The 21,270-nt window shown below is 51.2% G+C and carries 16 protein-coding genes; 11 read left to right on the plus strand and 5 right to left on the minus strand.

The genetic code is table 11. The annotated features are described in order from the left end of the window. Window positions 1-14 precede the first annotated feature (14 nt). From BT114_RS07525 to BT114_RS07545, 5 genes are all read left to right on the plus strand, one after another. Window positions 15-1,064, plus strand: coding sequence for a glycosyltransferase family 4 protein (locus tag BT114_RS07525; RefSeq protein WP_072325746.1), 1,050 nt, complete (start codon window positions 15-17; stop codon window positions 1,062-1,064). Between the two features lie 72 nt (window positions 1,065-1,136). Further along, on the plus strand, window positions 1,137-2,096 hold the full coding sequence (glyQ, locus tag BT114_RS07530) for a glycine--tRNA ligase subunit alpha (RefSeq protein WP_072325747.1): 960 nt from the start codon (window positions 1,137-1,139) through the stop codon (window positions 2,094-2,096). Further along, window positions 2,096-4,159, plus strand: coding sequence for a glycine--tRNA ligase subunit beta (gene glyS, locus BT114_RS07535; RefSeq protein ID WP_072325748.1), 2,064 nt, complete (start codon window positions 2,096-2,098; stop codon window positions 4,157-4,159). Before glyQ ends, glyS begins: the two co-directional genes overlap by 1 nt. A gap of 91 nt (window positions 4,160-4,250) precedes the next feature. Continuing rightward, on the plus strand, window positions 4,251-4,799 hold the full coding sequence (gene gmhB / locus BT114_RS07540; RefSeq protein WP_072325749.1) for a D-glycero-beta-D-manno-heptose 1,7-bisphosphate 7-phosphatase: 549 nt from the start codon (window positions 4,251-4,253) through the stop codon (window positions 4,797-4,799). A gap of 45 nt (window positions 4,800-4,844) precedes the next feature. Further along, on the plus strand, window positions 4,845-7,358 hold the full coding sequence (locus BT114_RS07545; protein ID WP_072325750.1) for a cyclic nucleotide-binding domain-containing protein: 2,514 nt from the start codon (window positions 4,845-4,847) through the stop codon (window positions 7,356-7,358). Window positions 7,359-7,434: 76 nt separating this feature from the next. Here the strand turns inward: BT114_RS07545 and gyrB are convergent, their stop codons facing one another. The 4 genes from gyrB to dnaA form a co-directional block, all read right to left on the minus strand. Next, complete coding sequence (gene gyrB / locus BT114_RS07550) at window positions 7,435-9,855, minus strand: DNA topoisomerase (ATP-hydrolyzing) subunit B (protein WP_072325751.1); 2,421 nt, start codon at window positions 9,853-9,855, stop codon at window positions 7,435-7,437. A 69-nt stretch (window positions 9,856-9,924) separates the two neighbouring features. Then, window positions 9,925-11,028, minus strand: a complete 1,104-nt coding sequence (gene recF / locus BT114_RS07555; RefSeq protein WP_072325752.1) for a DNA replication/repair protein RecF — start codon at window positions 11,026-11,028, stop codon at window positions 9,925-9,927. Between the two features lie 63 nt (window positions 11,029-11,091). Then, complete coding sequence (gene dnaN, locus BT114_RS07560) at window positions 11,092-12,201, minus strand: DNA polymerase III subunit beta (protein WP_072325753.1); 1,110 nt, start codon at window positions 12,199-12,201, stop codon at window positions 11,092-11,094. Window positions 12,202-12,217: 16 nt separating this feature from the next. After that, window positions 12,218-13,708 carry a chromosomal replication initiator protein DnaA gene (gene dnaA / locus BT114_RS07565; RefSeq protein WP_072325754.1) on the minus strand — a complete coding sequence of 497 codons (1,491 nt, stop codon included), beginning with the start codon at window positions 13,706-13,708 and terminating at the stop codon, window positions 12,218-12,220. A gap of 504 nt (window positions 13,709-14,212) precedes the next feature. On the opposite strand from dnaA, the gene rpmH reads away from it, so the two are divergent. Genes rpmH through mnmE form a run of 4 tightly spaced genes read left to right on the plus strand, consistent with a single transcriptional unit; the run spans window position 14,213 to window position 17,864 of the window. After that, window positions 14,213-14,347 carry a 50S ribosomal protein L34 gene (rpmH, locus tag BT114_RS07570; RefSeq protein ID WP_072325755.1) on the plus strand — a complete coding sequence of 45 codons (135 nt, stop codon included), beginning with the start codon at window positions 14,213-14,215 and terminating at the stop codon, window positions 14,345-14,347. A 14-nt stretch (window positions 14,348-14,361) separates the two neighbouring features. Next, window positions 14,362-14,748 carry a ribonuclease P protein component gene (gene rnpA, locus BT114_RS07575; RefSeq protein ID WP_072325756.1) on the plus strand — a complete coding sequence of 129 codons (387 nt, stop codon included), beginning with the start codon at window positions 14,362-14,364 and terminating at the stop codon, window positions 14,746-14,748. Window positions 14,749-14,762: 14 nt separating this feature from the next. Further along, on the plus strand, window positions 14,763-16,442 hold the full coding sequence (gene yidC / locus BT114_RS07580; RefSeq protein WP_072325757.1) for a membrane protein insertase YidC: 1,680 nt from the start codon (window positions 14,763-14,765) through the stop codon (window positions 16,440-16,442). A gap of 60 nt (window positions 16,443-16,502) precedes the next feature. Then, a complete protein-coding gene (gene mnmE, locus BT114_RS07585) occupies window positions 16,503-17,864 on the plus strand; it encodes a tRNA uridine-5-carboxymethylaminomethyl(34) synthesis GTPase MnmE (protein WP_072325758.1) in 1,362 nt (453 codons plus the stop codon). Between the two features lie 28 nt (window positions 17,865-17,892). Here the strand turns inward: mnmE and BT114_RS07590 are convergent, their stop codons facing one another. After that, window positions 17,893-18,321 (minus strand): DUF488 domain-containing protein, encoded by a 429-nt coding sequence (locus BT114_RS07590; RefSeq protein ID WP_072325759.1) that lies wholly within the window; start codon window positions 18,319-18,321, stop codon window positions 17,893-17,895. Between the two features lie 354 nt (window positions 18,322-18,675). Between BT114_RS07590 and mnmG the strand changes: the two genes are divergently transcribed. Beyond that, on the plus strand, window positions 18,676-20,562 hold the full coding sequence (gene mnmG, locus BT114_RS07595) for a tRNA uridine-5-carboxymethylaminomethyl(34) synthesis enzyme MnmG (protein WP_072325760.1): 1,887 nt from the start codon (window positions 18,676-18,678) through the stop codon (window positions 20,560-20,562). Then, window positions 20,559-21,203 carry a 16S rRNA (guanine(527)-N(7))-methyltransferase RsmG gene (gene rsmG, locus BT114_RS07600; protein ID WP_072325761.1) on the plus strand — a complete coding sequence of 215 codons (645 nt, stop codon included), beginning with the start codon at window positions 20,559-20,561 and terminating at the stop codon, window positions 21,201-21,203. The genes mnmG and rsmG overlap by 4 nt, the downstream gene beginning before the upstream one ends. Window positions 21,204-21,270 lie beyond the last annotated feature (67 nt).

Genomic DNA, 21,270 nt, shown 5'->3' on the forward strand with positions numbered 1-21,270 from the left:
CAAGGCCGTAAACCATGCGACTGATACAGGTATGTCTCAGTGACCGTTATGATGAATCAACCCGTCAGGTTGAAACCCTGGTTCACACCCTGGCAGAAAAAAAAATCAGGCAACTGCTGGTCTGTCGTCGCAACTCTGAACTGCACAACAAGCTGAGGCATCTGCGCAATCTGCCTATTGTTACCAGTTCATCCCGGTTTATGGGGCATTTCAGTGTACCGCGCACGGGTCTGGTCCATGCCCATGATCCTCAAGCCATTCAATGGGCGCGTTGGCAACAACGCTTACGTGGTACACCCTGGTTATTAAGCTGGCGTGATCCTGATGCCGACTCCATCAGTCAGTTGAGCCAAAGCTCACTTAAAAAAGCCCAGGCCATGCTGGTGACCAGCCTTGCCACCGAACAAGCCATGCGTGAACGTGCCAGTTGCCCAGTCAAACGCATCCCGGACGTCATCCAGTCATTAAGCACCAACCCCATCAAAATGACCGAGCTGCGCAGTCACTACCGTGGCCGTTTTGTCATTGGCCATGCCGGCCGTCTGGATAGTGAAGGCAACCAACAGATGCTGGTTGCTGCGGCAGAAATCCTGCACAAGGAGTTGCCCGGTGCCATTTTTGTGGTACTGGGGGAAGGCCCATTACTGGACAAACTGAGCAAGAAAACAGCAGGCCTGGACAACATCGACTTTGTGGGTGAACCCGAGCACCCCGGTGATTACTACTCGGTGATGAATATTTTTGTTGATCCTGCCAACCACGCCACAACTTTTGCTCCCCTGTTGCAAGCCATGAATTTTCATATCCCGGTCATTGCCAGCAAGGTGTCCGGATTTGCTGAACTGATCAGCCACCGCAGTAATGGCCTGTTATTTCGTAAAGGTGATGTGAAGTCCCTGATCGAGATGATCCGCGTCCTCTATGACAGCGTGCCAATGCGGACCCGTATCACCCGGGATGCACAAAGCCTGGTTAAGGAATCCGCTCCGGAACAAGTGGCACTGAAACACCTGGCGGTTTACCAGGCCATCATTCGCTCCCTGAAAGGTGAGTCAGGAAGCTGAGAAAGCCTCAAGGATCAGGTATAATCGCTGCCCATTCATATCCATTCACCGTTTGCAAGGGCAGTTTTGACCATGAACCCGTCAACGCCGGATGTTTCAACCTTTCAGGGCCTGATCCTGGCCCTGCAGCAATACTGGGCTGATCAAGGCTGTGTGATCCTGCAGCCGCTAGACATGGAAGTGGGTGCCGGTACCTTCCATCCTGCTACCTTCCTGCGCGCGCTGGGGCCGGAAACCTGGAACTCGGCTTATGTGCAGCCTTCACGCCGCCCCACTGATGGTCGTTACGGTGAAAACCCCAACCGCCTGCAGCACTACTACCAGTTTCAGGTGGTGATGAAACCTTCTCCTGCCGATATTCAGGAACGCTATCTGGGCTCACTGCGTGTACTCGGTATTGATCCGCTGGTGCACGATATCCGTTTTGTTGAAGACAACTGGGAATCACCCACCCTGGGTGCCTGGGGTCTGGGTTGGGAAGTCTGGCTGAATGGTATGGAAGTGACCCAGTTCACCTACTTCCAGCAGGCGGGTGGCATTGAGTGTTACCCGGTGACCGGCGAAATCACCTACGGCCTGGAGCGCATCGCCATGTACCTGCAGGGTGTGGACAGTGTTTATGACCTGGTCTGGACCCTGGATCCTCAGGGTCAACCCGTGACCTACGGTGATGTGTTCCTGCAGAACGAAAAGGAACAGAGCGCCTATAACTTTGAGCAGGCTGATGTTGCAGCACTGTTCAGCTGGTTTGATCAGTGTGAAAAAGAGTGCAACAAACTGCTGGCTGCCGGTCTGCCACTGCCCGCTTATGAGCAGGTGTTGAAAGCCTCGCATACTTTCAACCTGCTGGATGCCCGTCACGCCATTTCCGTGACTGAGCGCCAACGTTTCATTCTGCGTGTACGTACCCTGGCCCGCGAAGTGGCACTGGCCTATTTCAACTCACGCAAGGCTCTGGGTTTCCCGCTGGCTCCTGAACATCTGGCGCGTGAAGTACTGGCTCAACTGGCTGCAGAAGAGGAGAAGGCATAATGGCTGCCGATTTACTGATTGAACTGGGCTGCGAAGAGCTACCGCCAACCCTGCTGAAGCCCCTGTCTGAAGCCTTGATCCAGTCGATTGAAAAAGGCCTGCAGGAAGCTGGCCTGCCTTACCAGGCCGCGCGTGTTTTTGCCACACCGCGTCGTCTGGCGGTACTGATCGATCAACTGGCTGAACAACAACCGGATCAGGACATCGAGCGGCGTGGTCCGGCACTGACCGCTGCTTATAAAGATGGCCAACCCACCAAGGCAGCACAAGGTTTTGCGGCCTCCTGTGGTGTCAGTGTCACCGATCTGCAGACTCTGGAAACCGATAAGGGCAGCTGGCTGGTTTACCGCACCACCCAGCAGGGGCAGGCCACTGCAACCCTATTGCCGGAACTGGTCAACAAGGCTTTTGCTGCGCTGCCTGTGCCCAAGCGCATGCGCTGGGGAGCCAGCCGTATTGAATTCTCCCGTCCGGTACACTGGCTGGTGCTGCTGCACGGACAACAAATTGTCAGTGCTGAAATCATGGGGCTCAAGGCTGGTCGCACCACCTTTGGCCATCGTTTCCATGCCCCCAGCGCCATCGAACTGCAACAACCGGCTGATTACCTGAATGCCCTGAAACAAGCCCGGGTACTGGCTGATTTTAATGAGCGCCGGGAAATCATTCGCCAGCAGGTGCTGGCAGAAGCTGAAAAACGTCGCGGCACAGCAGTGATTGATGAAGCACTACTGGACGAGGTTACCGGTCTGGTGGAGTGGCCCGTAGCCCTGACCGGCAGCTTTGAAGAGCGCTTCCTGGAAGTACCCGATGCCTGCCTGATCTCGTCCATGAAGGCCAACCAGAAGTATTTCCATCTGGTGAATGATGAAGGTCGACTGCTGCCCTTGTTTATCACCATTTGCAATATTGAAAGTCAGGACCCCAGCGCGGTGATCCTGGGTAATGAACGCGTCATCCGTCCTCGCCTGTCTGATGCTGCCTTCTTTTTCCAGACCGATAAAAAAACCCGCCTTTCCTCTCGCAGCAGCGGGCTCGACAAGGTGGTCTTTCAGCAACAGCTTGGCACCCTGGCCGACAAAACCCGGCGGGTCACTGCGCTGGCCGTTGCCATTGCCTCACGCATTAATGCTGACACCAGCCATGCTGAACGCGCTGCCCAGCTCAGCAAGTGTGACCTGAGCACCGAAATGGTGCTGGAATTCCCGGAACTGCAGGGCATCATGGGAGAAGCCTATGCCCTGCACGATGGTGAAAATCCGGAAGTCTGCCGCGCCCTGCGTGAACAGTACCTGCCACGCCATGCCGGTGATGAACTGCCACAAACCCAGGCGGGCATTTGCCTGGCACTGGCTGACCGTCTGGATACTCTCACCGGTATTTTTGGCATCGGTCAGAAGCCCACTGGCGTGAAAGATCCCTTTGCCCTGCGTCGCGCCACCCTGGGTGTACTGAATATTCTGGTGCACCGCCAACTGGATCTGGACCTGAAAGAGTTGATTCAACTGGCACTGGACCAACATTCACGCCTGCCAAAAGCTGACGAAGTGGCGTCCGAGCTGCTGGATTACATGCTGGATCGCTTCCGCGCCTGGTATCAGGCTGAAGGCATTGCCACCGGTGTATTTCTGGCCGTGCGCAGCCGAGGCGTGACCCATCCGCACGACTTTAACCGACGCGTACAGGCTGTTGCCAGCTTCAGCAAGCTGCCGGAAGCCGCCTCACTGGCTGCAGCCAACAAGCGGGTCAGCAATCTGCTTGGCAAACTGGATGCACCAGTTGCTGCCGACATCAATAAAGCGCTGCTGACCGAACCCGCGGAAGTGACGTTGGCAGAGCAACTGGCGGTGAAAGACATTGATGTTGCGCCTCTTTATGCCCGTGGTGACTATCAGGCTGCACTGAACTGCCTGGCAGGGCTGCGTGAACCAGTGGATGCATTTTTTGATCAGGTACTGGTGATGGCTGATGATCCAGCCATCCGCAACAACCGTCTGGCCTTGCTGGCAGCCCTGCAGGCTTTGTTCCTGCATACTGCCGACATTGCCCAATTGCAACAGTGATGACCGGGGGCCTGATGGCCCCTGTTTTTTAACTCTCTTTTTGATCCAGCAGCAGGGCCATGACAGACCTTGCCAGTAGAATGTTGAACCGATGAAAAAAATACTGATCCTTGACCGGGATGGCGTTATCAACGAAGACTCAGACGCCTTTGTCAAAAATGCCGATGAATGGATTCCCCTGCCAGGCTCCATTGAAGCCATGGCACGCCTTTACCAGGCTGGCTGGATCCTGGCGATTGCCACCAATCAATCCGGACTGGCACGCGGTAAGTTCACCCAGCAGGATCTGGACGACCAGCATGAAAAACTGCTGCGCCTGCTGCATGCGGCCGGTGGTGATGTGCATCACATTGCCTGGTGCCCTCATGGGCCGGATGATGACTGCGAATGTCGTAAACCCAGACCGGGCCTGTTGCACCAGATCAGCTTGGCATTAAATCTGAATCTGGAGGGTGCCCTCATGGTGGGTGATGCGCTGCGCGATCTGCAGGCAGGTCAGGCGGTGGGTTGTAAGGCCGTACTGGTTCGTACCGGTAAGGGCGAAAAAACCCTGGCTGCCGGAGAAGGTTTGGATGATGTACTGGTGGTGGATAATCTGGCACAGTTGGCTGAGATGCTGTTAACCGAAGCCAGCCACTGAACTCCAACCTCAGTGGTCTCTTAACGGACAGGAAGCCTTGCAGCGATGCCCACTCCACCTCTGCCCCATGCATTTTTAAATCATCAGCAGTTGCGTGCCATCGGTTTTCTTGTGCTGGTGTTTTTGTTGTCCTTATCAATTGTTACCGGCACCACCCTGGCCACTACACTTTTTTTAAGTCAGGCGGGTGCTGCTTCACTACCACTTTTTTTTATTATCTTTGCGCTGGTTTCCACACCTGTCAGCGCTCTGGTTTCCTGGTGGCTGGACCGCACCGCCCGATTGTTTATCCTGGCAGCTTTGTGGGCTTTACTGGGGGGTATTGCGTGCCTTGGTTGGCTGTTTGGTATCAACAATGCTACGGCTGCGTTTGTATTTTACCTTGGCATCAGCACCACCGAACTACTGCTTGGCAGTCTTGCCGGTATTTTGTTAAGCGACTATTTTTCGCTGACCCAAAGTAAACGCCTGACCGGCAAGGTCAGCCTGGTGTTGGCATTGGGCGGCATTTCGGGTGCTTTACTGGTCAGCCTCACAGCACTCTGGTTATCACCCGCTGAGTCACTCTGGCTGATTGGTCTGCTGAGCCTGTTGGGACTGCTGGTGGTTGCTGTTTATCATCACTGGCAGCAACCACTGCAAACCTCCCGCAGTGATGAGGAAGATGAACCGGCAGCAAACCTGCAAACGGCTGGACGTTTTAAAAACCTCGGTGTGTTACTGCAAATTTACCGGCAACAACCCCTGGCGCGCTGGTTAACACTTGGTGTAGCTCTGGCTGTACTGCTTCAGTGTCTGCAGGAAATCCTGGCTTTTACCCTCTATGAAAACCACTACGCTGATGAACAGTCCCTGGCCGTTTTTCTCGGCTTTGCAGTAGGTATCCTGCACCTGTCCAGTTTATTGTTAGCCATGCTGGTAACCGGTTTTATGTTGCCGCGGTTAGGTGTCAGCAAAACTCACCTGGTTCACCCGTTTTTAAATCTCGCGGCTTTTGTCACCGTTGCGGCCAGTGGTCGTTTATGGAGTGGTGTTGTTGCACACATTGCCAGTGACCCACTGGACAGCAGCGTCAATACACCCACCACAACACTCCTCTACAATGCCTTGCCAGCCTCTGTGATTGGCCGCCTGAGGCTTTTTAATGATGGCATGGTCTATCCATTGGCACTTGGTTTTGCCGGTGTGTTATTACTGCTGCTTGAGCCTCTTATGAGCCTGTTGCAACTCGCTGTATTAGGTTTCCTTTTATCCTGCCTGCTGTTATTGGTGCATTGGCAAGCTGGACGGTGTTATGAGCAGCGCTTGCGGCACCAGGTCAGTCAGGGAACATTGCAGTTTGCCAATCAGGCTGCAGAACAGCATTTACCTCGTTCTCCTGGCTTGCATAGCTTTACCGCATCCCCCCTGACAAACATCCGACCTGAGCGCACAAAAGCTGTTCCTGTTGCTGTCTTTGAGCTGAAACGTGGACGAATGAATCGCTGGTTAACCTTGCTGCATCAACCTTCAATGGCGCAGGAGGTGCTGCAACAGATCCAGCAACTGGATGAAAAGAACCTGCGTAGGGCGCTGATGTACATGTTACCCAAGCTCACACATCATCCCATTGATTCAATAGTACTTTTTTTGCGTGCCTTACCTGTAATGAATGACCGTACCCGTGTGCTTTTGATCAACTGGTATCGAAAGCATTGGGGCAATCCACTGTTGAAACTGGCAGCAGATTTCCCGCTGACAGCAAAAATTCATGAACCTTTGAAGCGCCGTTTAATCTGGCTGGTCACCCATAATTTTCGAACCCGAGCCCAATCCATTCTCATGGAGCTTTTACGCCCACTTGATCAACAGGGCACGATGCAGGGCATAGAAATTCGCCTTTATGCCGGTGATGCCCGACAACAAGCCCAGGCACTGGAAAGCCTCAGCCTGATCCCTGAGCGACGATTTACCTACTGGCTACCCCTTGCTTTTGAGCCCTTGCCACAATTCAGTCTGAAACTAATGTTTTTATCAGGCCACAAAGCAGAAAGCTTATTAATGAATGTGTTTCGCTTTATGCCTGATCCATGGATGCAAAAAATGGCCGAGCTTTGGCCACGTTTAGCTAGCCAGCAAACAAACTTCAGTTACCTTGGAGCTTCAATGATGGAACGCCTGGAGTTATTACACCGTATTCCGCTATTTTCTGAGCTCAGCCTTGATGACCTGCAATCCCTTGATGCACAGCTACGAAGTCGTAAAGCCAGTGCGGGTGAGTGTTTATTCCAGCAAGGTGAGGCTGGTGATTGCCTGTACATCATGGTGTCAGGCAAGGTAAGCATCAGTCGTGATCAACAGGGTACAAATCAGGTATTGGCAGTACTGGATGCTGGCCAGCCTGTGGGTGAAATGGCTTTGCTGGATGATCAGCCCCGTTCAGCTACGGCCACCCTGTTAGAAGATGCCGAATTGCTCAGACTGGATAAACTGAGATTTCACAGCCTGGTGATGCAACGACCACAAATCCTGCTGGGTATGTGTAAGGTGCTGGCTGCGCGTTTGCGTAACGGCTGCTAGGCCTTTTCCTGGAGGTATAAAAAAGCCCTGCTTTCCTTGAAGGAAGCAGGGCTTTTTTCTTGCCGGTCAATACAAATCAGATATCCAGATTGGATACTGACAAGGCATTGGCCTCAATGAAGTGACGGCGCGGCTCCACTTCATCACCCATCAGGGTGTTGAACATCATGTCAGCAGCCACTGCATCTTCAATGGTGACACGCAACATGCGACGGGTTTCCGGGTTCATGGTGGTTTCCCACAACTGCTCGGGGTTCATTTCACCCAGCCCTTTATAGCGCTGAATGTTAATGCCCTTACGCGCTTCAGCCATCATCCAGTTCAGGGCATCAACAAAACGTTTAATCGGCTGTTTTTTCTCGCCACGGGCAATGTATGCACCCTCTTCCAGCAAACCATCCAACTGTTCACCCAGGGTACGCAGTGCACGGTAATCAGCAGATTTAAAGAAGTCGATGCCAAAAACGTATTCGGTTGGTACACCGTGAGCAATCACTTCAGCGGCTGGCAAGAAAATACCCCGCTCATGCTCCTCTTCAATGCGCATGCGCACCTGGGTGGTATCACTGGCAGCTGCAACAACCAGGGCTTCCAACCTTTCAACCCAGCCGGCAACCTTCTGACGATCTGAAAGGTCAGACACATCCAGACTCGGCGCATCAATCATCTGAGTGAGTACAAACTCCGGATAAACACGCGCCAGGCGATGAACACGGTTCATGGTGGCCCGGTAGTCCTCTACCAGCTTCTGCAAGCCCGCACCTGACATTCCAGGTGCGTCAGGATTAACGTGCAGCGCAGTGCCTTCCAGCGCGGTCTGCGTCAGGTATTCTTCCAGGGCAGCTTCATCTTTCAGGTACTGTTCCTGTTTACCACGCTTGATCTTGTAAAGCGGTGGCTGAGCAATAAAAACATGCCCGCGCTCAATCAGTTCCAGCGTCTGGCGAAAGAAGAAAGTCAGCAGCAGGGTGCGGATGTGGGAACCATCCACGTCAGCATCCGTCATGATGATGATGGAGTGATAACGCAACTTGTCAGGGTTAAATTCTTCCCGCCCGATACCGCAGCCCAGTGCGGTGATCAGGGTGCCCACTTCCGCAGAAGAAAGCATCTTGTCAAAACGGGCTTTTTCAACGTTAAGGATTTTACCCTTCAGTGGCAGGATAGCCTGGGTTTTACGATCGCGTCCCTGTTTGGCAGAACCACCGGCGGAATCACCCTCCACCAGGTAAATTTCAGACAATGCCGGGTCTTTTTCCTGACAGTCAGCCAGTTTGCCGGGTAAGCCTGCAATATCCAGCGCACCCTTGCGACGGGTCATTTCACGAGCTTTACGTGCTGCTTCACGAGCACGAGCCGCATCAATCATCTTGTTGACGATGGCCTTGGCTTCCAGCGGATTTTCTTGCAGGTAATCACCAAATGCCTTGCCCATTTCCTGTTCCACAGCCGTTTTCACTTCCGAGGAAACCAGCTTGTCCTTGGTCTGGGAAGAGAACTTGGGGTCAGGAACTTTCACGGAAATAATGGCTGTTAAACCTTCACGGGCATCATCACCGGTAGTGGATACCTTGGCCTTTTTAGCCAGGCCTTCCTGCTCGATGTACTGATTCAGCAAACGGGTCAGGGCAGCACGATAACCCGCCAGGTGGGTACCACCATCCCGCTGAGGGATGTTGTTGGTGTAGCAGTAGAGGTTTTCGGAGAAACCATCGTTCCACTGCATTGCCACTTCAACACCAACACCATCATCTTCGCGCTGGGTCGAAAAATGGAACACCTTACCCAGTGCATTTTTGTTGGTGTTCAGGTGATCAACAAAAGCTTTCAGACCACCTTCATAATGGAAAATCTCTTCGCGGCCAGCACGTTCATCCAGCAGCGAAATACGCACGCCAGAATTCAGGAAAGAAAGTTCACGCAGACGTTTGGCCAGAATATCAAAACTGAATTCGATGTTATTAAAAGTCTTGGGGGAAGGTTTGAAACGCACCAGGGTGCCGCTTTTTTCCGTCGAGCCCACCACAGACAGGGGTGCATCAGGCACACCATGGCGGTACACCTGTTCATGAATCTGCTTGTTGCGCCAGATGGTCAGCGTCAGTTCTTCTGACAGGGCATTAACAACCGATACACCCACACCGTGCAGACCACCGGAAACCTTGTAGGTGTTATCGTCAAACTTACCGCCGGCGTGCAGCACCGTCATAATCACTTCTGCAGCAGAGACACCTTCTTCCTTGTGAATATCCACTGGCATACCGCGCCCGTCATCAGACACACTGACGGACTCATCCGGATGTATGATCACGCGTACTTCACTGCAATAACCTGCCAAGGCTTCATCGATCGAGTTATCTACCAGCTCAAAAACCATGTGATGCAGACCAGTACCATCATCCGTGTCACCGATGTACATGCCGGGTCTTTTGCGAACTGCATCCAATCCTTTCAGAACCTTGATACTGGACGAGTCATACGCATTATTTTCGCTCATTAGCCACTCCCGTTCTGCTCCACTGCTTTTGTTCACCTGATGATTGCCGTGTATCCCCGTCAATCAACTTCAGGGTTGAACACCAGGCTGAATCTGCCCATGTTCCACGTGAAACCACATGATTTTTTCAGGTTGTTGCCAGCCTGTTGCCAGGGCTTCAGCTTCAACACCGGTAATAAACACCTGGCCTTGCTGGGCCTCCAACACCTCACAGAAAATGCTGCGGTGATGACGATCCAGTTCCGCCGGTAAATCATCAATCAAATACACACACTGCTTGTCAGTCACTACTGACAAAAGTGCGCCTTGTGCCAGTTTTAATGCAGAAACAACCAACTTCTGCTGCCCACGTGAAAGCACTTCCATGGCAGCATGACCATCCAGGCTGACTCTGATATCAGCACGCTGTGGTCCTGACTGAGTAAAACCCTGCTCTGCATCTTTTGTACGTGAAGCCAGCAAACTTTCTGCCAGCTCCATATTTTTATCCCAGCCTCGTTGAAAGCCGAGTTTAAAATCATCAACATCCAGAAAGCGTTTTAACAGCGATGCAAACAAAGGCCTCAAGGCTTCCATGTATTGCTCACGGAACAGGGTAATTTGTTCACCACACCTTGCTATTTCCTGTTCCCACAACTGCAGCTGTAAAGGATCTATTCTACCATGCCTGAGCAGGCTATTGCGCTGTTTCAGAGCGCGCTGAAAACGCTGCCATTGGGGCATAAAAGAAGGTTCCACGTGAAACACTCCCCAATCAAGAAACTGGCGGCGTTCTTTGGGACTACCTTCAAGCAAACGAAAAGCATCCGGATTGATCAATTGCACTGGCAGTGCAGCAGTTAACTCTGCAACACCGGAAGGACGTGATCCACAAAAAAGGATTTCTGTTTCTTCATCCTGCTGACCACGCTGAATACCCAAAGGATAAAGTGTCTGGTCATCACCAGAAGCCAGTTGTGCAAAAACTGTAAAACGCTCTGACTCATGTTGAATCAGATTTTTCAGTTTTTTGCTTCGGAAGGAACGTACCAGACTCAACAGGTGAATGGCTTCCAACAAGGAAGTTTTGCCACTGCCATTTTCACCAATCAACAGATTGATACCAGCTGCAGGCGTTAGATCGGCTGACTGAATATTTCGAAAATGCTGAAGTTGCAGACGACGAATGGTCATTAAATGCAGCTACAAGAAATTTTGATGGCCCGACAAACAATGCTGTCGGGCATCTTTAAAAAATCAGAGGCGCATTGGCATAACAACATAAATGGCTGCGCCACCCCCTGCAGCCTGAATCAGTGCACTGGAGGCAGGATCAGAAAGCACCAACTGCACCTGTTCCACCTGTTCACCAATATTATCCATAACATCGATCAGGTAACCCACGTTAAAGCCCATTTCCAGGCTTTCACCCTGGTATTGCACAGTCATGCTTTCTTCTGCTTCTTCCTGCTCTGGATTGTTGGCCACCACGGTGAGGGTGTTAACACTGAGCAATAAACGAATACCAAGGAATTTTTCATTGGCCAGAATACCAATGCGCGACAACATCTGGCGTAACTGCAAACGATCACAAAGCACCAGCTTGTCACCACCCTGAGGGATCACTCGTTCATAGTCAGGGTAACGACCTTCAATCTGCTTGGAAATGAAAGTGGAGTGAGGTGTGTTCACCTGGAAATGTTGTTCACCAAAAATCAGCTGCACCGGCTCTTCAACATCATCCAACAGTTTAGCCAGATCATTAATCGCTTTAGCGGGCACAATCATGCTGGTCTTTTCAACTTCAGCAGTCTGTACCTGAGCATCAGCCAATGACAGTCGATGGCCATCTGTAGCTACTGCCCGCAAACGACCTGTTTGCAGTTCAAAATACATCCCGTTCAGGTAATAACGCACATCCTGACGCGCCATGGCAAAATCATTGCGACGAATCAGATTCAGTAACTGATTCTGTGGCAAACCGACCTGATGCCTGATTTGGCTAAGCTGAATGGATGGAAACTCGGATGAAGGCAGAGTGGCCAACACAAATCGGCTACGCCCGGAACGCACCACTGCACGCTGATCTTCCACAGCAAACTCAATAATGGCACCGTCAGACAACGAGCGACAAATGTCGGAAAGCTTTTTAGCTGGAACAGTAATGCTACCCGGAACATCCAGTTGTTGCATTCCTACACGCCAGATCAGCTCAACTTCAAGGTCCAGGCCTGTCAGAATTAAACCTTCAGCAGTGGCATCAATACGAATATGTGAAAGAATCGGAAGTGTATGACGTCGTCCAACCACACCGGCCATCATGGACAGTGGGCGCAACAGCACTTCTCTGGCGACTGAAAATTTCATTGATTTCACCTTATTATTAACTGGTCAGCAGACGCAGCAGGTTTTTCCAGTCCTCACGGATATCGGGACTTTCATCCTGCAACGAAGCAATCTTGCGGCAAGCATGTAATACGGTGGTGTGATCGCGTCCACCAAAAGCATCACCAATTTCTGGCAGGGAATGATTGGTCAATTCCTTGGCAAGCGCCATAGCCATCTGTCGGGGTCGTGCAATCGAACGATTACGGCGCTTGGAATGCAGATCAGCAACCTTGATTTTGTAATACTCTGCAACGGTGCGCTGTATGTTATCCACACCCACCTGTTTATCCTGCACCGCAAACAGGTCTTTCAGTGATTCACGCACCAGCTCAACACTGATTGGCTGACCCTTGAAACGTGAATCAGCGATCACACGATTGAGTGCACCTTCCAGGTCTCGAACATGGGAGCGGATTTTCTGAGCAATAAAAAAGGCAACTTCCTGAGGTAACTCCACGCCCGCCATTTCTGCTTTTTTCATCAAAATGGCAACACGCAATTCCAACTCAGGTGGCTCGATGGCCACAGTCAGCCCCCAACCAAAGCGGCTTTTTAAGCGCTCTTCGACACCGATTTCCTTGGGATAACGATCAGAAGTCAGAATGATCTGCTGACCTCCTTCCAGAAGAGCATTAAAGGTGTGAAAAAACTCTTCCTGTGAACGATCCTTACCAACAAAAAACTGGATGTCATCAATCAACAAGGCATCCAGGTTACGGTAATAGCGCTTGAATTCATTAATGGCGTTTAACTGCAGCGCCTTGACCATATCCTGCACAAAACGTTCAGAGTTCAGATAAACCACACGTGCATTAGGGTTTTGCTTGAGGATCTGATTACCCACAGCATGCATCAAGTGAGTCTTACCCAGACCTACACCGCCATATATAAAAAGAGGGTTGTAGGCACCACCTGGATTTTCCGCAACCTGAAAGGAAGCCGCGCGAGCCAGTTGGTTCGACTTACCTTCGACCAGGGTGTCAAAAGTATGCATGGGATTCAGTGTTGCAGCATGACGTATGGCACCTTCCACCTGAACATTGCTTGCAGCGTTGCCTGAACGGTTGTTTTGCCGTCCTCGGCCTGCCAGACCTGATGTACTACGATCAGGCAGTTCACCTATCTCATCAGACAGGTCACTTAAAGTATTCTGATAATCGGGCAAGGAAGCAGCTGCCACTGGCTGGGGAGCAACAACCGGTGTAGGTGACTGGATGGACGGTTTGACTCCAGGCACCTGGCGGCTGCCAACACCCAGTTGAACATCGGGTACCTGGCCACTGGATACCTCTTGTACCAGTTGCTGCAGACGTGAAGCATATTTATCAGCCACCCACTGCAACACAAACCGATTCGGAGCCAGAAGTTGCAGGCTGCGTCCGTTCATTTCCGGCTGCAATGGCCGAATCCAGGTCGACAATTGCTGGGCAGGGATTTCTTTTTCCAGGATCGCAAGGCATTGCGACCAGAGGTCATCTACGGACACATCAACACTCCTGAATTCAACCTCCGCATTTTAACTGCTTGCAGATCAGTTATCCACAACCACAACCAGCTTTTACCGAACACTTCTTCATTGCTGTTGTGGATAACAACACCTTAGACTGATGTAAAACAGGTCAGAAAAACCCTGAAAAAATCAGCTTGTGGAAAAAAGACCGATTCATCCACAGGCAAAAGACAGTTCACGCAAGGGATGATCGCAGCTCACCAGCAGGGTTATCAAGTTTACATAGGCATGAAAATTAAGAGAAAAATCAACTTTTCCACAGAAACTGTCCTCACTAGAAATAACAGTAGCAGTTATTCTTTTAAAATCTCTTTTGTTTATGTCCTGTTGCTGTGAATGAATGCTGCAGCTAAAGGAAAAATTGCGCTCCGGCGCAGAATTCACTAAAATCCCCGCTCTTGCATGACACAAGATTTTCCGGGCGCTCTCAAACCCTGAGGGAACCCTTACATTCATCACCCTTAGTGGAAAGTAGACATCATGAAACGTACATTTCAGCCCAGCGTTCTGAAGCGCAAGCGCACCCACGGTTTCCGTGCTCGCATGGCGACCAAGAATGGCCGTCAGGTTCTGGCTCGTCGTCGTGCCAAAGGTCGCAAGCGTCTGTGTGCTTGAGCACCAGTTGAGCGATGAAAAATAATGGTTTTCCCCGGCGTCTGAGACTACTCAAGCCCGGGGATTTCCGTTATGTTTTTGAGAACTCCCGTTATAAAGCCTTCTGTCCCGGTTTTTTACTGTTAGCAGCACCAGGCCAACAGATGGAAACCCGCATCGGCTTTGTAATCGGCAAGAAGCATGTCAAGCTGGCGGTTAATCGCAACCGTTACAAACGGATGTTCAGGGAGTCATTCAGACTTCAGCAACACCAGTTGCCGGCAGTGGATATCATCGTTCTTGCCATCAAAGGGGCTGACCAGAAGCCTGCTGATACTTTTCACCAGCAACTGGAACAAGCCTGGCCACAACTTCGCAGACGCATCGCCAAGGCGACTGCAAATCCATCTCCACTCGATTAAGCGGCAGTGACCCCATGGACGTAAAACGCATCGTGCTCTTTTCATCCCTGGCGGTAGTCGCCTATCTGCTGATCATTCAGTGGAACAAAGACTACCAGCAGCAGGATGTTCAAGTTCAAGCTCCTCAAGTTCAGCAACAGGCTTCTGTGACATCGGAAGACGAGGATGCTGTGCTGGAGCTGGATGATCCAACCGCACCGGTATTGGCTGCTCCAGCACGCCAGACAACAACTTCCAGTGGTCTGATCAGTGTTAGAACAGATACACTGGATATTCGCATCAACCCCCGTGGTGGTGATCTGGTTTACGCCGCCCTCCTGCGTCATAAAACCCGTGTTAACTCTGATAATCCCTTTGTACTGCTGCAGGATGACGATATCCGTCACTATGTCGTACAGAGTGATATCAGTGGCCTTGGGAACCAGCAGCGGATTCAGTTGCAACCGGAGCAGGTCAGTTATCAACTGGAAGAAGGCCAGAACAACCTTCAAGTTCGCATGACCGGTGAAGTGGATGGCATCGAACTGACCAAGGTATTTACCTTTACTCGTGGCAGTCACCTGATTCAGGTTGATTATGAAATCAACAACCAGTCAGACCGCAGTGTAACGTCCAGTTTTATTGGTCTGGTCAAACGCGATTCCTCACCTGACCCAAGTCAGGGTGAATTCCTGGGCATGAGTGCTTATCTGGGTGGTGCTTTTTCCACCGATGAAAAGCGTTATGAAAAAGTCAGCTTCCGTGACATTCAGCGCCAGAATTTCCAGGCTCACTCAATGGGTGGATGGGCTGCCATGCTGCAGCACTACTTCCTTGCAGCCTGGATTCCACCCCAGGATCAGATGAGTTTCTTCAGTACACGCACGGATCGCAACGGTAACAACATTGTTGGTTTCCGTGGTGCAGAACACCAGATTCATCCGGGTGAAACTGCCATTATTTCCGCCAGCACTTTTGTAGGACCCAAGGTTCAGAGCGAGATGAAGCAAGTGGCTCCGCATCTGGATCTGACGGTGGATTACGGTTGGTTGTGGTTTATTGCCCAGCCGCTGTTCTGGTTGCTGGACTGGTTCTACGGTTTTGTCGGGAACTGGGGTGTTGCCATCATTCTGGTCACTGTGGTGATCAAGCTGGTTTTCTACAAGCTATCAGCCACTGCTTATCGTTCCATGGCCAACATGCGCCGTGTTGCACCCAAGCTGCAGAAAATCAAGGAAGATGCCGGTGATGACCGTCAGAAGCTGTCACAAGCGATGATGGAGCTCTACCGCAAGGAAAAAATCAATCCGATGGGTGGTTGCCTGCCGATTCTGGTGCAGATGCCGGTGTTTATTGCCCTTTACTGGATGCTGCTGGAATCCGTTGAACTGCGTCATGCACCCTTTATGCTGTGGATTGCAGACCTTTCAATGAAGGATCCCTATTTTGTACTGCCAATCCTGATGGGTGTCAGCATGTACTTGCAGCAACTGCTGAATCCGACACCACCGGACCCGATGCAGGCCAAGATCATGAAGATGCTGCCGGTGATTTTCACCTTCTTCTTCCTGTTCTTCCCGGCAGGTCTGGTGCTCTACTGGTTGGTCAACAACATCCTGTCGATCCTGCAGCAGTGGTACATTACCCGCAAGATTGAGGCAGAAGATCGCCAGAGAGAAAAAGAAAAGGAAAAAGAGAAGGCTGCCAAGGCCTGATCAGGAACTAAAAATCGACCCCCTCTTCTGAGGGGGTTTTTCTATCTGCAGGACAACATCATGAATCACCAGGATACCATTACAGCCATTGCCACTCCGCCCGGTCGGGGTGGTGTCGGTATTGTGCGTGTTTCAGGCCCTTTATGCGGTGAAATAGCCAAATCCTTCCTGGGCCACCAACCCAAACCCCGTTATGCCCATTTTGGGCCTTTTTATGATCTCCAGGGCCAGGTGATTGATGAAGGGATTGCGCTATTTTTCCCCGGACCTAATTCTTTTACCGGTGAAGACGTGCTGGAGTTTCAGGGCCATGGTGGTCCGATGTTGCTGGATCGACTGTTGGAAAACCTGCTGTTGGTCGGCGCACGCCTGGCTTTGCCTGGTGAATTCAGTCAGCGGGCATTTCTTAATGACAAGCTGGATCTGACACAGGCAGAAGCCATTGCAGACCTGATTGATGCCAGCTCACGTCAGGCAGCAGAAAATGCACTCAAGTCGCTGCAGGGTGTTTTTTCCAGCAAGGTTCATGAACTGGTAGAACAATTAACCCAATTGCGAATTTATGTCGAAGCAGCCATTGATTTTCCAGAAGAGGAAATTGATTTTATCAGTGATGGTCATGTCAGCCAGCAATTGTTCACCATTCAACAACAGTTGTCTGCCATACGCAACGAAGCACGTCAGGGCTGCCTGTTACGGGACGGCATGAATGTAGTGCTGGCTGGTCGCCCCAATGCCGGTAAATCCAGCCTGCTGAATGCACTGGCAGGGCAGGAACGTGCACTGGTCACTGATATTGCGGGAACCACGCGTGATGTCTTGAAGGAACACATCCACATTGATGGTATGCCCTTGCACATCATTGATACTGCAGGCCTCAGGGAAACTGAAGATCTGGTGGAAAAACTGGGTGTTGAAAGAGCCTGGCAGGAAATTGAAAAGGCTGATCGGATTTTACTGCTGGTGGATGCACAAACCACTGAAAGCCTTGACCCCTACCAGATCTGGCCTGAATTTGTAGCACGCCTGCCACATCCTGAACGCCTGACATTGGTACGTAATAAAATTGATCTGAGTGGCGAAACTGAAACCTGTGATTTATCCACAACCCCTCCGGTAATCCGGATTTCTGCCAAGAAAAAACAGGGTGTGGATAACTTGAGACAACACCTGAAGCAGGTGATGGGTTTTCAAAACACCACAGAGGGTGGGTTTTCAGCAAGACGTCGTCACCTCGATGCCTTGCAGCGTGCCGATGAAATCATCGCAGCAGGCTATCAGCAACTGGAACTGCATGGTGCAGGTGAACTGCTGGCTGAAGATCTGCGCCAGGCTCAGGAAATTTTGGGTGAAATCACCGGTGCTTTTTCAGCTGATGATCTGCTGGGACGGATTTTTGGTGAGTTTTGTATCGGTAAATAGCAGCGATTTAAGGTTATTCAGCCTTAGATCAAAAGTCTTTGCTGAATTGTGCCAGGTAACAGGGTGGTGAGCTTGGTTCATTGCCTTCGGCTAACTGGTCATCTCTTTCCAGCAGAACCAGCAGTTGCCTCTGAATCGTCGGCAGGTGGGACATTTCAGGCCTTTGTGCTGCGGTTAATAAATCCACACGGCCCTGACGGGCTGCACACATCAGTGGTAAAAATAACGCCTCAAGTGTTTTCAGCTCATTGCTGTAAGCGTTGCTGAATGCTAGAAAATCCATCTCTCCCCGATGAAAGCTGCGTCTGAGATTGTGGGACGGAGCAATTTCCGGTAACCACAGGTCCAGTGCCAGTTCCTCGGCTTTTTTTCCTCTTGACCACAAACGATCGGTTAATACCCTGAATGCAGGTTCAATGGGTTGATAAATGCGTCGTAAGTGAATGGGGTATTTCATGCCACACTCCAGTGTATAAAGCAGCTGAATCCTTGGAAAAAACCTGTTGAGTCATCACTGATTATTCAGGGTAGTGGATAAAACCCTCTGTCATCCACAGGTTATCACAACATCAGCACTGCTTTTTAACGGCTAACCGCTGCACTTATCCATTCAGCATAATCAGCACTACTAAGGCCTGGAGTAATTTATCCACAGAAATCATCCACATAGTAATAACTAAAACATCAGTTCTTTTTTTCAGTTCATTAATTGTTATGACAAAGGCTGAAACAAAGGATTTCTGCTGCTGTAAAGGCGTGATCAAGCTATAATCAGCCGTTTTCCCTGAAGCAAGTTCTCCGAGGTGTATCCGTGGATTATCCAACCCGCTTTGATGTGCTCGTGATTGGCGGTGGCCACGCAGGAACGGAAGCCGCATTGGCTGCTGCACGCATGGGCTGTAAAACCCTGCTGTTGACCCACAATGTTGAAACCTTGGGTCAGATGTCCTGTAATCCGGCCATTGGCGGCATCGGCAAAAGCCATCTGGTGCGGGAAGTGGATGCGCTCGGCGGTGCCATGGCAAGGGCAACGGATCGGGGCGGTATTCAGTTCCGTGTGCTTAATGCCCGCAAGGGACCGGCAGTGCGTGCCACTCGTGCCCAGGCCGATCGAGTGCTTTATAAGGCGGCGATTCGCCATATCCTGGAAAATCAGCCGAATTTACAGATTTTTCAACAGGCTGTTGATGATCTGATCGTTCAAGGGGATCAGGTCAAAGGTGTTGTCACCCAATCCGGTATACGTTTTTACGCCACCAGCGTGGTACTGACCGCTGGAACTTTCCTGGGTGGTTTGATCCACATCGGGTTGCAGAATCATGCCGGTGGCCGGGCAGGTGATCCGCCATCGATTGCACTGGCTCAGCGTTTGCGTGAATTGCCGTTGCGCGTTGGTCGCTTGAAAACAGGGACACCTCCGCGGATTGATGCCCGTAGCATCGATTTTTCCGGTATGGAGGCTCAGCCCAGTGATGATCCGATTCCGGTGATGTCTTTTTTGGGGCAACCGGAAGAACACCCGGAGCAGGTGAGTTGTTATATCACCCATACCAATGAGCGCACCCACGAAATCATTCGCAATAATCTGGATCGTTCACCCATGTACTCGGGTGTTATTGAAGGCATCGGGCCGCGTTATTGCCCCTCCATTGAAGACAAGATTCATCGTTTTGCAGATAAAAACAGTCATCAGGTTTTTCTGGAGCCTGAAGGACTCACCACCCATGAAATTTACCCGAATGGCATTTCCACATCCTTGCCATTTGATGTACAGCTGGATCTGGTGCGTTCAATCCGTGGCATGGAACAGGCGCACATCACTCGTCCCGGTTATGCCATCGAATACGATTACTTTAATCCACAGGACCTGCAGCCAACCCTGGAAACAAAAGTTATCCACAACCTGTTTTTTGCTGGTCAGATCAATGGCACCACCGGTTATGAAGAAGCGGCAGCACAAGGCTTGCTGGCAGGTTTGAATGCGGGTTTGCGTGCGCAGGAAAAAGAAGGCTGGTGCCCGCGACGTGATGAAGCCTACATCGGTGTGCTGGTGGATGATCTGATCACGCTGGGAACCTCCGAGCCTTATCGCATGTTTACTTCGCGGGCTGAATACCGTCTGCTGTTGCGTGAAGACAATGCGGATCTGCGCCTGACTGAAAAAGGCCGCGAACTGGGATTGGTGGATGATCAGCGCTGGGCCGCTTTTGAAGCCAAACGGGAAGGGATTGAGCGGGAAATGGCACGCCTGAAGGATACCTTTGTGCATCCAGGTACTGCATCCGCTGAAACACTCAATGACAAGCTGTCGCAGCCGCTGTCCAGAGAGCAGACTTTGCTGGATCTGTTGCGTCGTCCGGAACTGGAATACTGGGATCTGGCCCATCTGGCCCCCGGTGAGTTGCCGAATGATCCACAGGTGCAGGAACAGGTGCAGATCCAGACCAAATATGCGGGCTACATTGAACGCCAGGCTCAGGATATTGAAAGAGTCAGACGGCAGGAAGAAACCCTGTTACCGGCAAATCTGGATTACAGCCGGGTGGATGGTCTGTCGAATGAAATTCGCAACAAGCTGAGTGGCATCCGCCCAGCTACCCTGGCGCAGGCCAGCCGTATTCCCGGTGTGACCCCGGCAGCCATTTCGATGTTGCTGATTCATTTGAAAAAACGTGATCTGGTGGCTAAGCAGGCATGAGTTATTTAAACACGGCTGAACATTTGCTGCGCAAGGGTATGCAGCAGATGCAGCTGGACATCAGTGAGCAGCAGTTACAGCAGTTACTGGAGTACCTGCAACTGCTGGATAAATGGAATCAGGCTTATAACCTGACTGCAGTGCGTGATCCATTGGACATGGTCAGTCGGCATCTGCTTGATAGCCTGTCGATTTTACCTTATGTGGCAGCAGGTGAAATCACTGATGTGGGCTCTGGCGCTGGTTTACCCGGTATTCCGCTGGCCATCATGAAACCTGATTTAAAGGTCTTGTCACTGGATTCCAATGGTAAAAAAACCCGTTTCCAGTTTCAGGTGGCAGCAGCATTAAAACTACAGAACTTTGTTGTGCAACAGGTACGCGCTGAAAGTCTGCAGCCTGCTACAAGAACGCAACAGCTGGTGAGTCGAGCCTTTGCTAGTCTGGGTGACTTCATTCGGTTAACAGAACCACTGGCGGCTCCGAATGCCCGCTGGCTGGCAATGAAAGGCCTGTACCCGGAAGATGAACTTGCGGCTTTGCCACAAGGTTTTGTTTTAAAGGAGACGCATCCATTGCAGGTTCCCGGAGAAGATGGACAGCGTCATCTGTTGGTTTTAGTCAGACAAGAAAACTGCTGATCAAACTTTGTCATCCATGGACTTCCACTGGTGAGTGCGGGTTGCACTGATTGATCAGGGTTCTGCA

It is taken from the genome of Marinospirillum alkaliphilum DSM 21637, assembly GCF_900119735.1.
In the GTDB taxonomy this organism is placed as follows: Bacteria; Pseudomonadota; Gammaproteobacteria; order Pseudomonadales; family Halomonadaceae; genus Marinospirillum; species Marinospirillum alkaliphilum.

Excerpts from the sequence above, each read along its gene's own strand:
- BT114_RS07525 (WP_072325746.1), top strand. The coding sequence starts at position 15 with ATGCGACTGATACAGGTATGTCTCAGTGACCGTTATGATGAATCAACC.
- glyQ (WP_072325747.1), top strand. The coding sequence starts at position 1,137 with ATGAACCCGTCAACGCCGGATGTTTCAACCTTTCAGGGCCTGATCCTG.
- glyS (WP_072325748.1), top strand. The coding sequence starts at position 2,096 with ATGGCTGCCGATTTACTGATTGAACTGGGCTGCGAAGAGCTACCGCCA.
- gmhB (WP_072325749.1), top strand. The coding sequence starts at position 4,251 with ATGAAAAAAATACTGATCCTTGACCGGGATGGCGTTATCAACGAAGAC.
- BT114_RS07545 (WP_072325750.1), top strand. The coding sequence starts at position 4,845 with ATGCCCACTCCACCTCTGCCCCATGCATTTTTAAATCATCAGCAGTTG.
- gyrB (WP_072325751.1), bottom strand. The coding sequence starts at position 9,855 with ATGAGCGAAAATAATGCGTATGACTCGTCCAGTATCAAGGTTCTGAAA.
- recF (WP_072325752.1), bottom strand. The coding sequence starts at position 11,028 with ATGACCATTCGTCGTCTGCAACTTCAGCATTTTCGAAATATTCAGTCA.
- dnaN (WP_072325753.1), bottom strand. The coding sequence starts at position 12,201 with ATGAAATTTTCAGTCGCCAGAGAAGTGCTGTTGCGCCCACTGTCCATG.
- rpmH (WP_072325755.1), top strand. The coding sequence starts at position 14,213 with ATGAAACGTACATTTCAGCCCAGCGTTCTGAAGCGCAAGCGCACCCAC.
- rnpA (WP_072325756.1), top strand. The coding sequence starts at position 14,362 with ATGAAAAATAATGGTTTTCCCCGGCGTCTGAGACTACTCAAGCCCGGG.
- yidC (WP_072325757.1), top strand. The coding sequence starts at position 14,763 with ATGGACGTAAAACGCATCGTGCTCTTTTCATCCCTGGCGGTAGTCGCC.
- mnmE (WP_072325758.1), top strand. The coding sequence starts at position 16,503 with ATGAATCACCAGGATACCATTACAGCCATTGCCACTCCGCCCGGTCGG.
- BT114_RS07590 (WP_072325759.1), bottom strand. The coding sequence starts at position 18,321 with ATGAAATACCCCATTCACTTACGACGCATTTATCAACCCATTGAACCT.
- rsmG (WP_072325761.1), top strand. The coding sequence starts at position 20,559 with ATGAGTTATTTAAACACGGCTGAACATTTGCTGCGCAAGGGTATGCAG.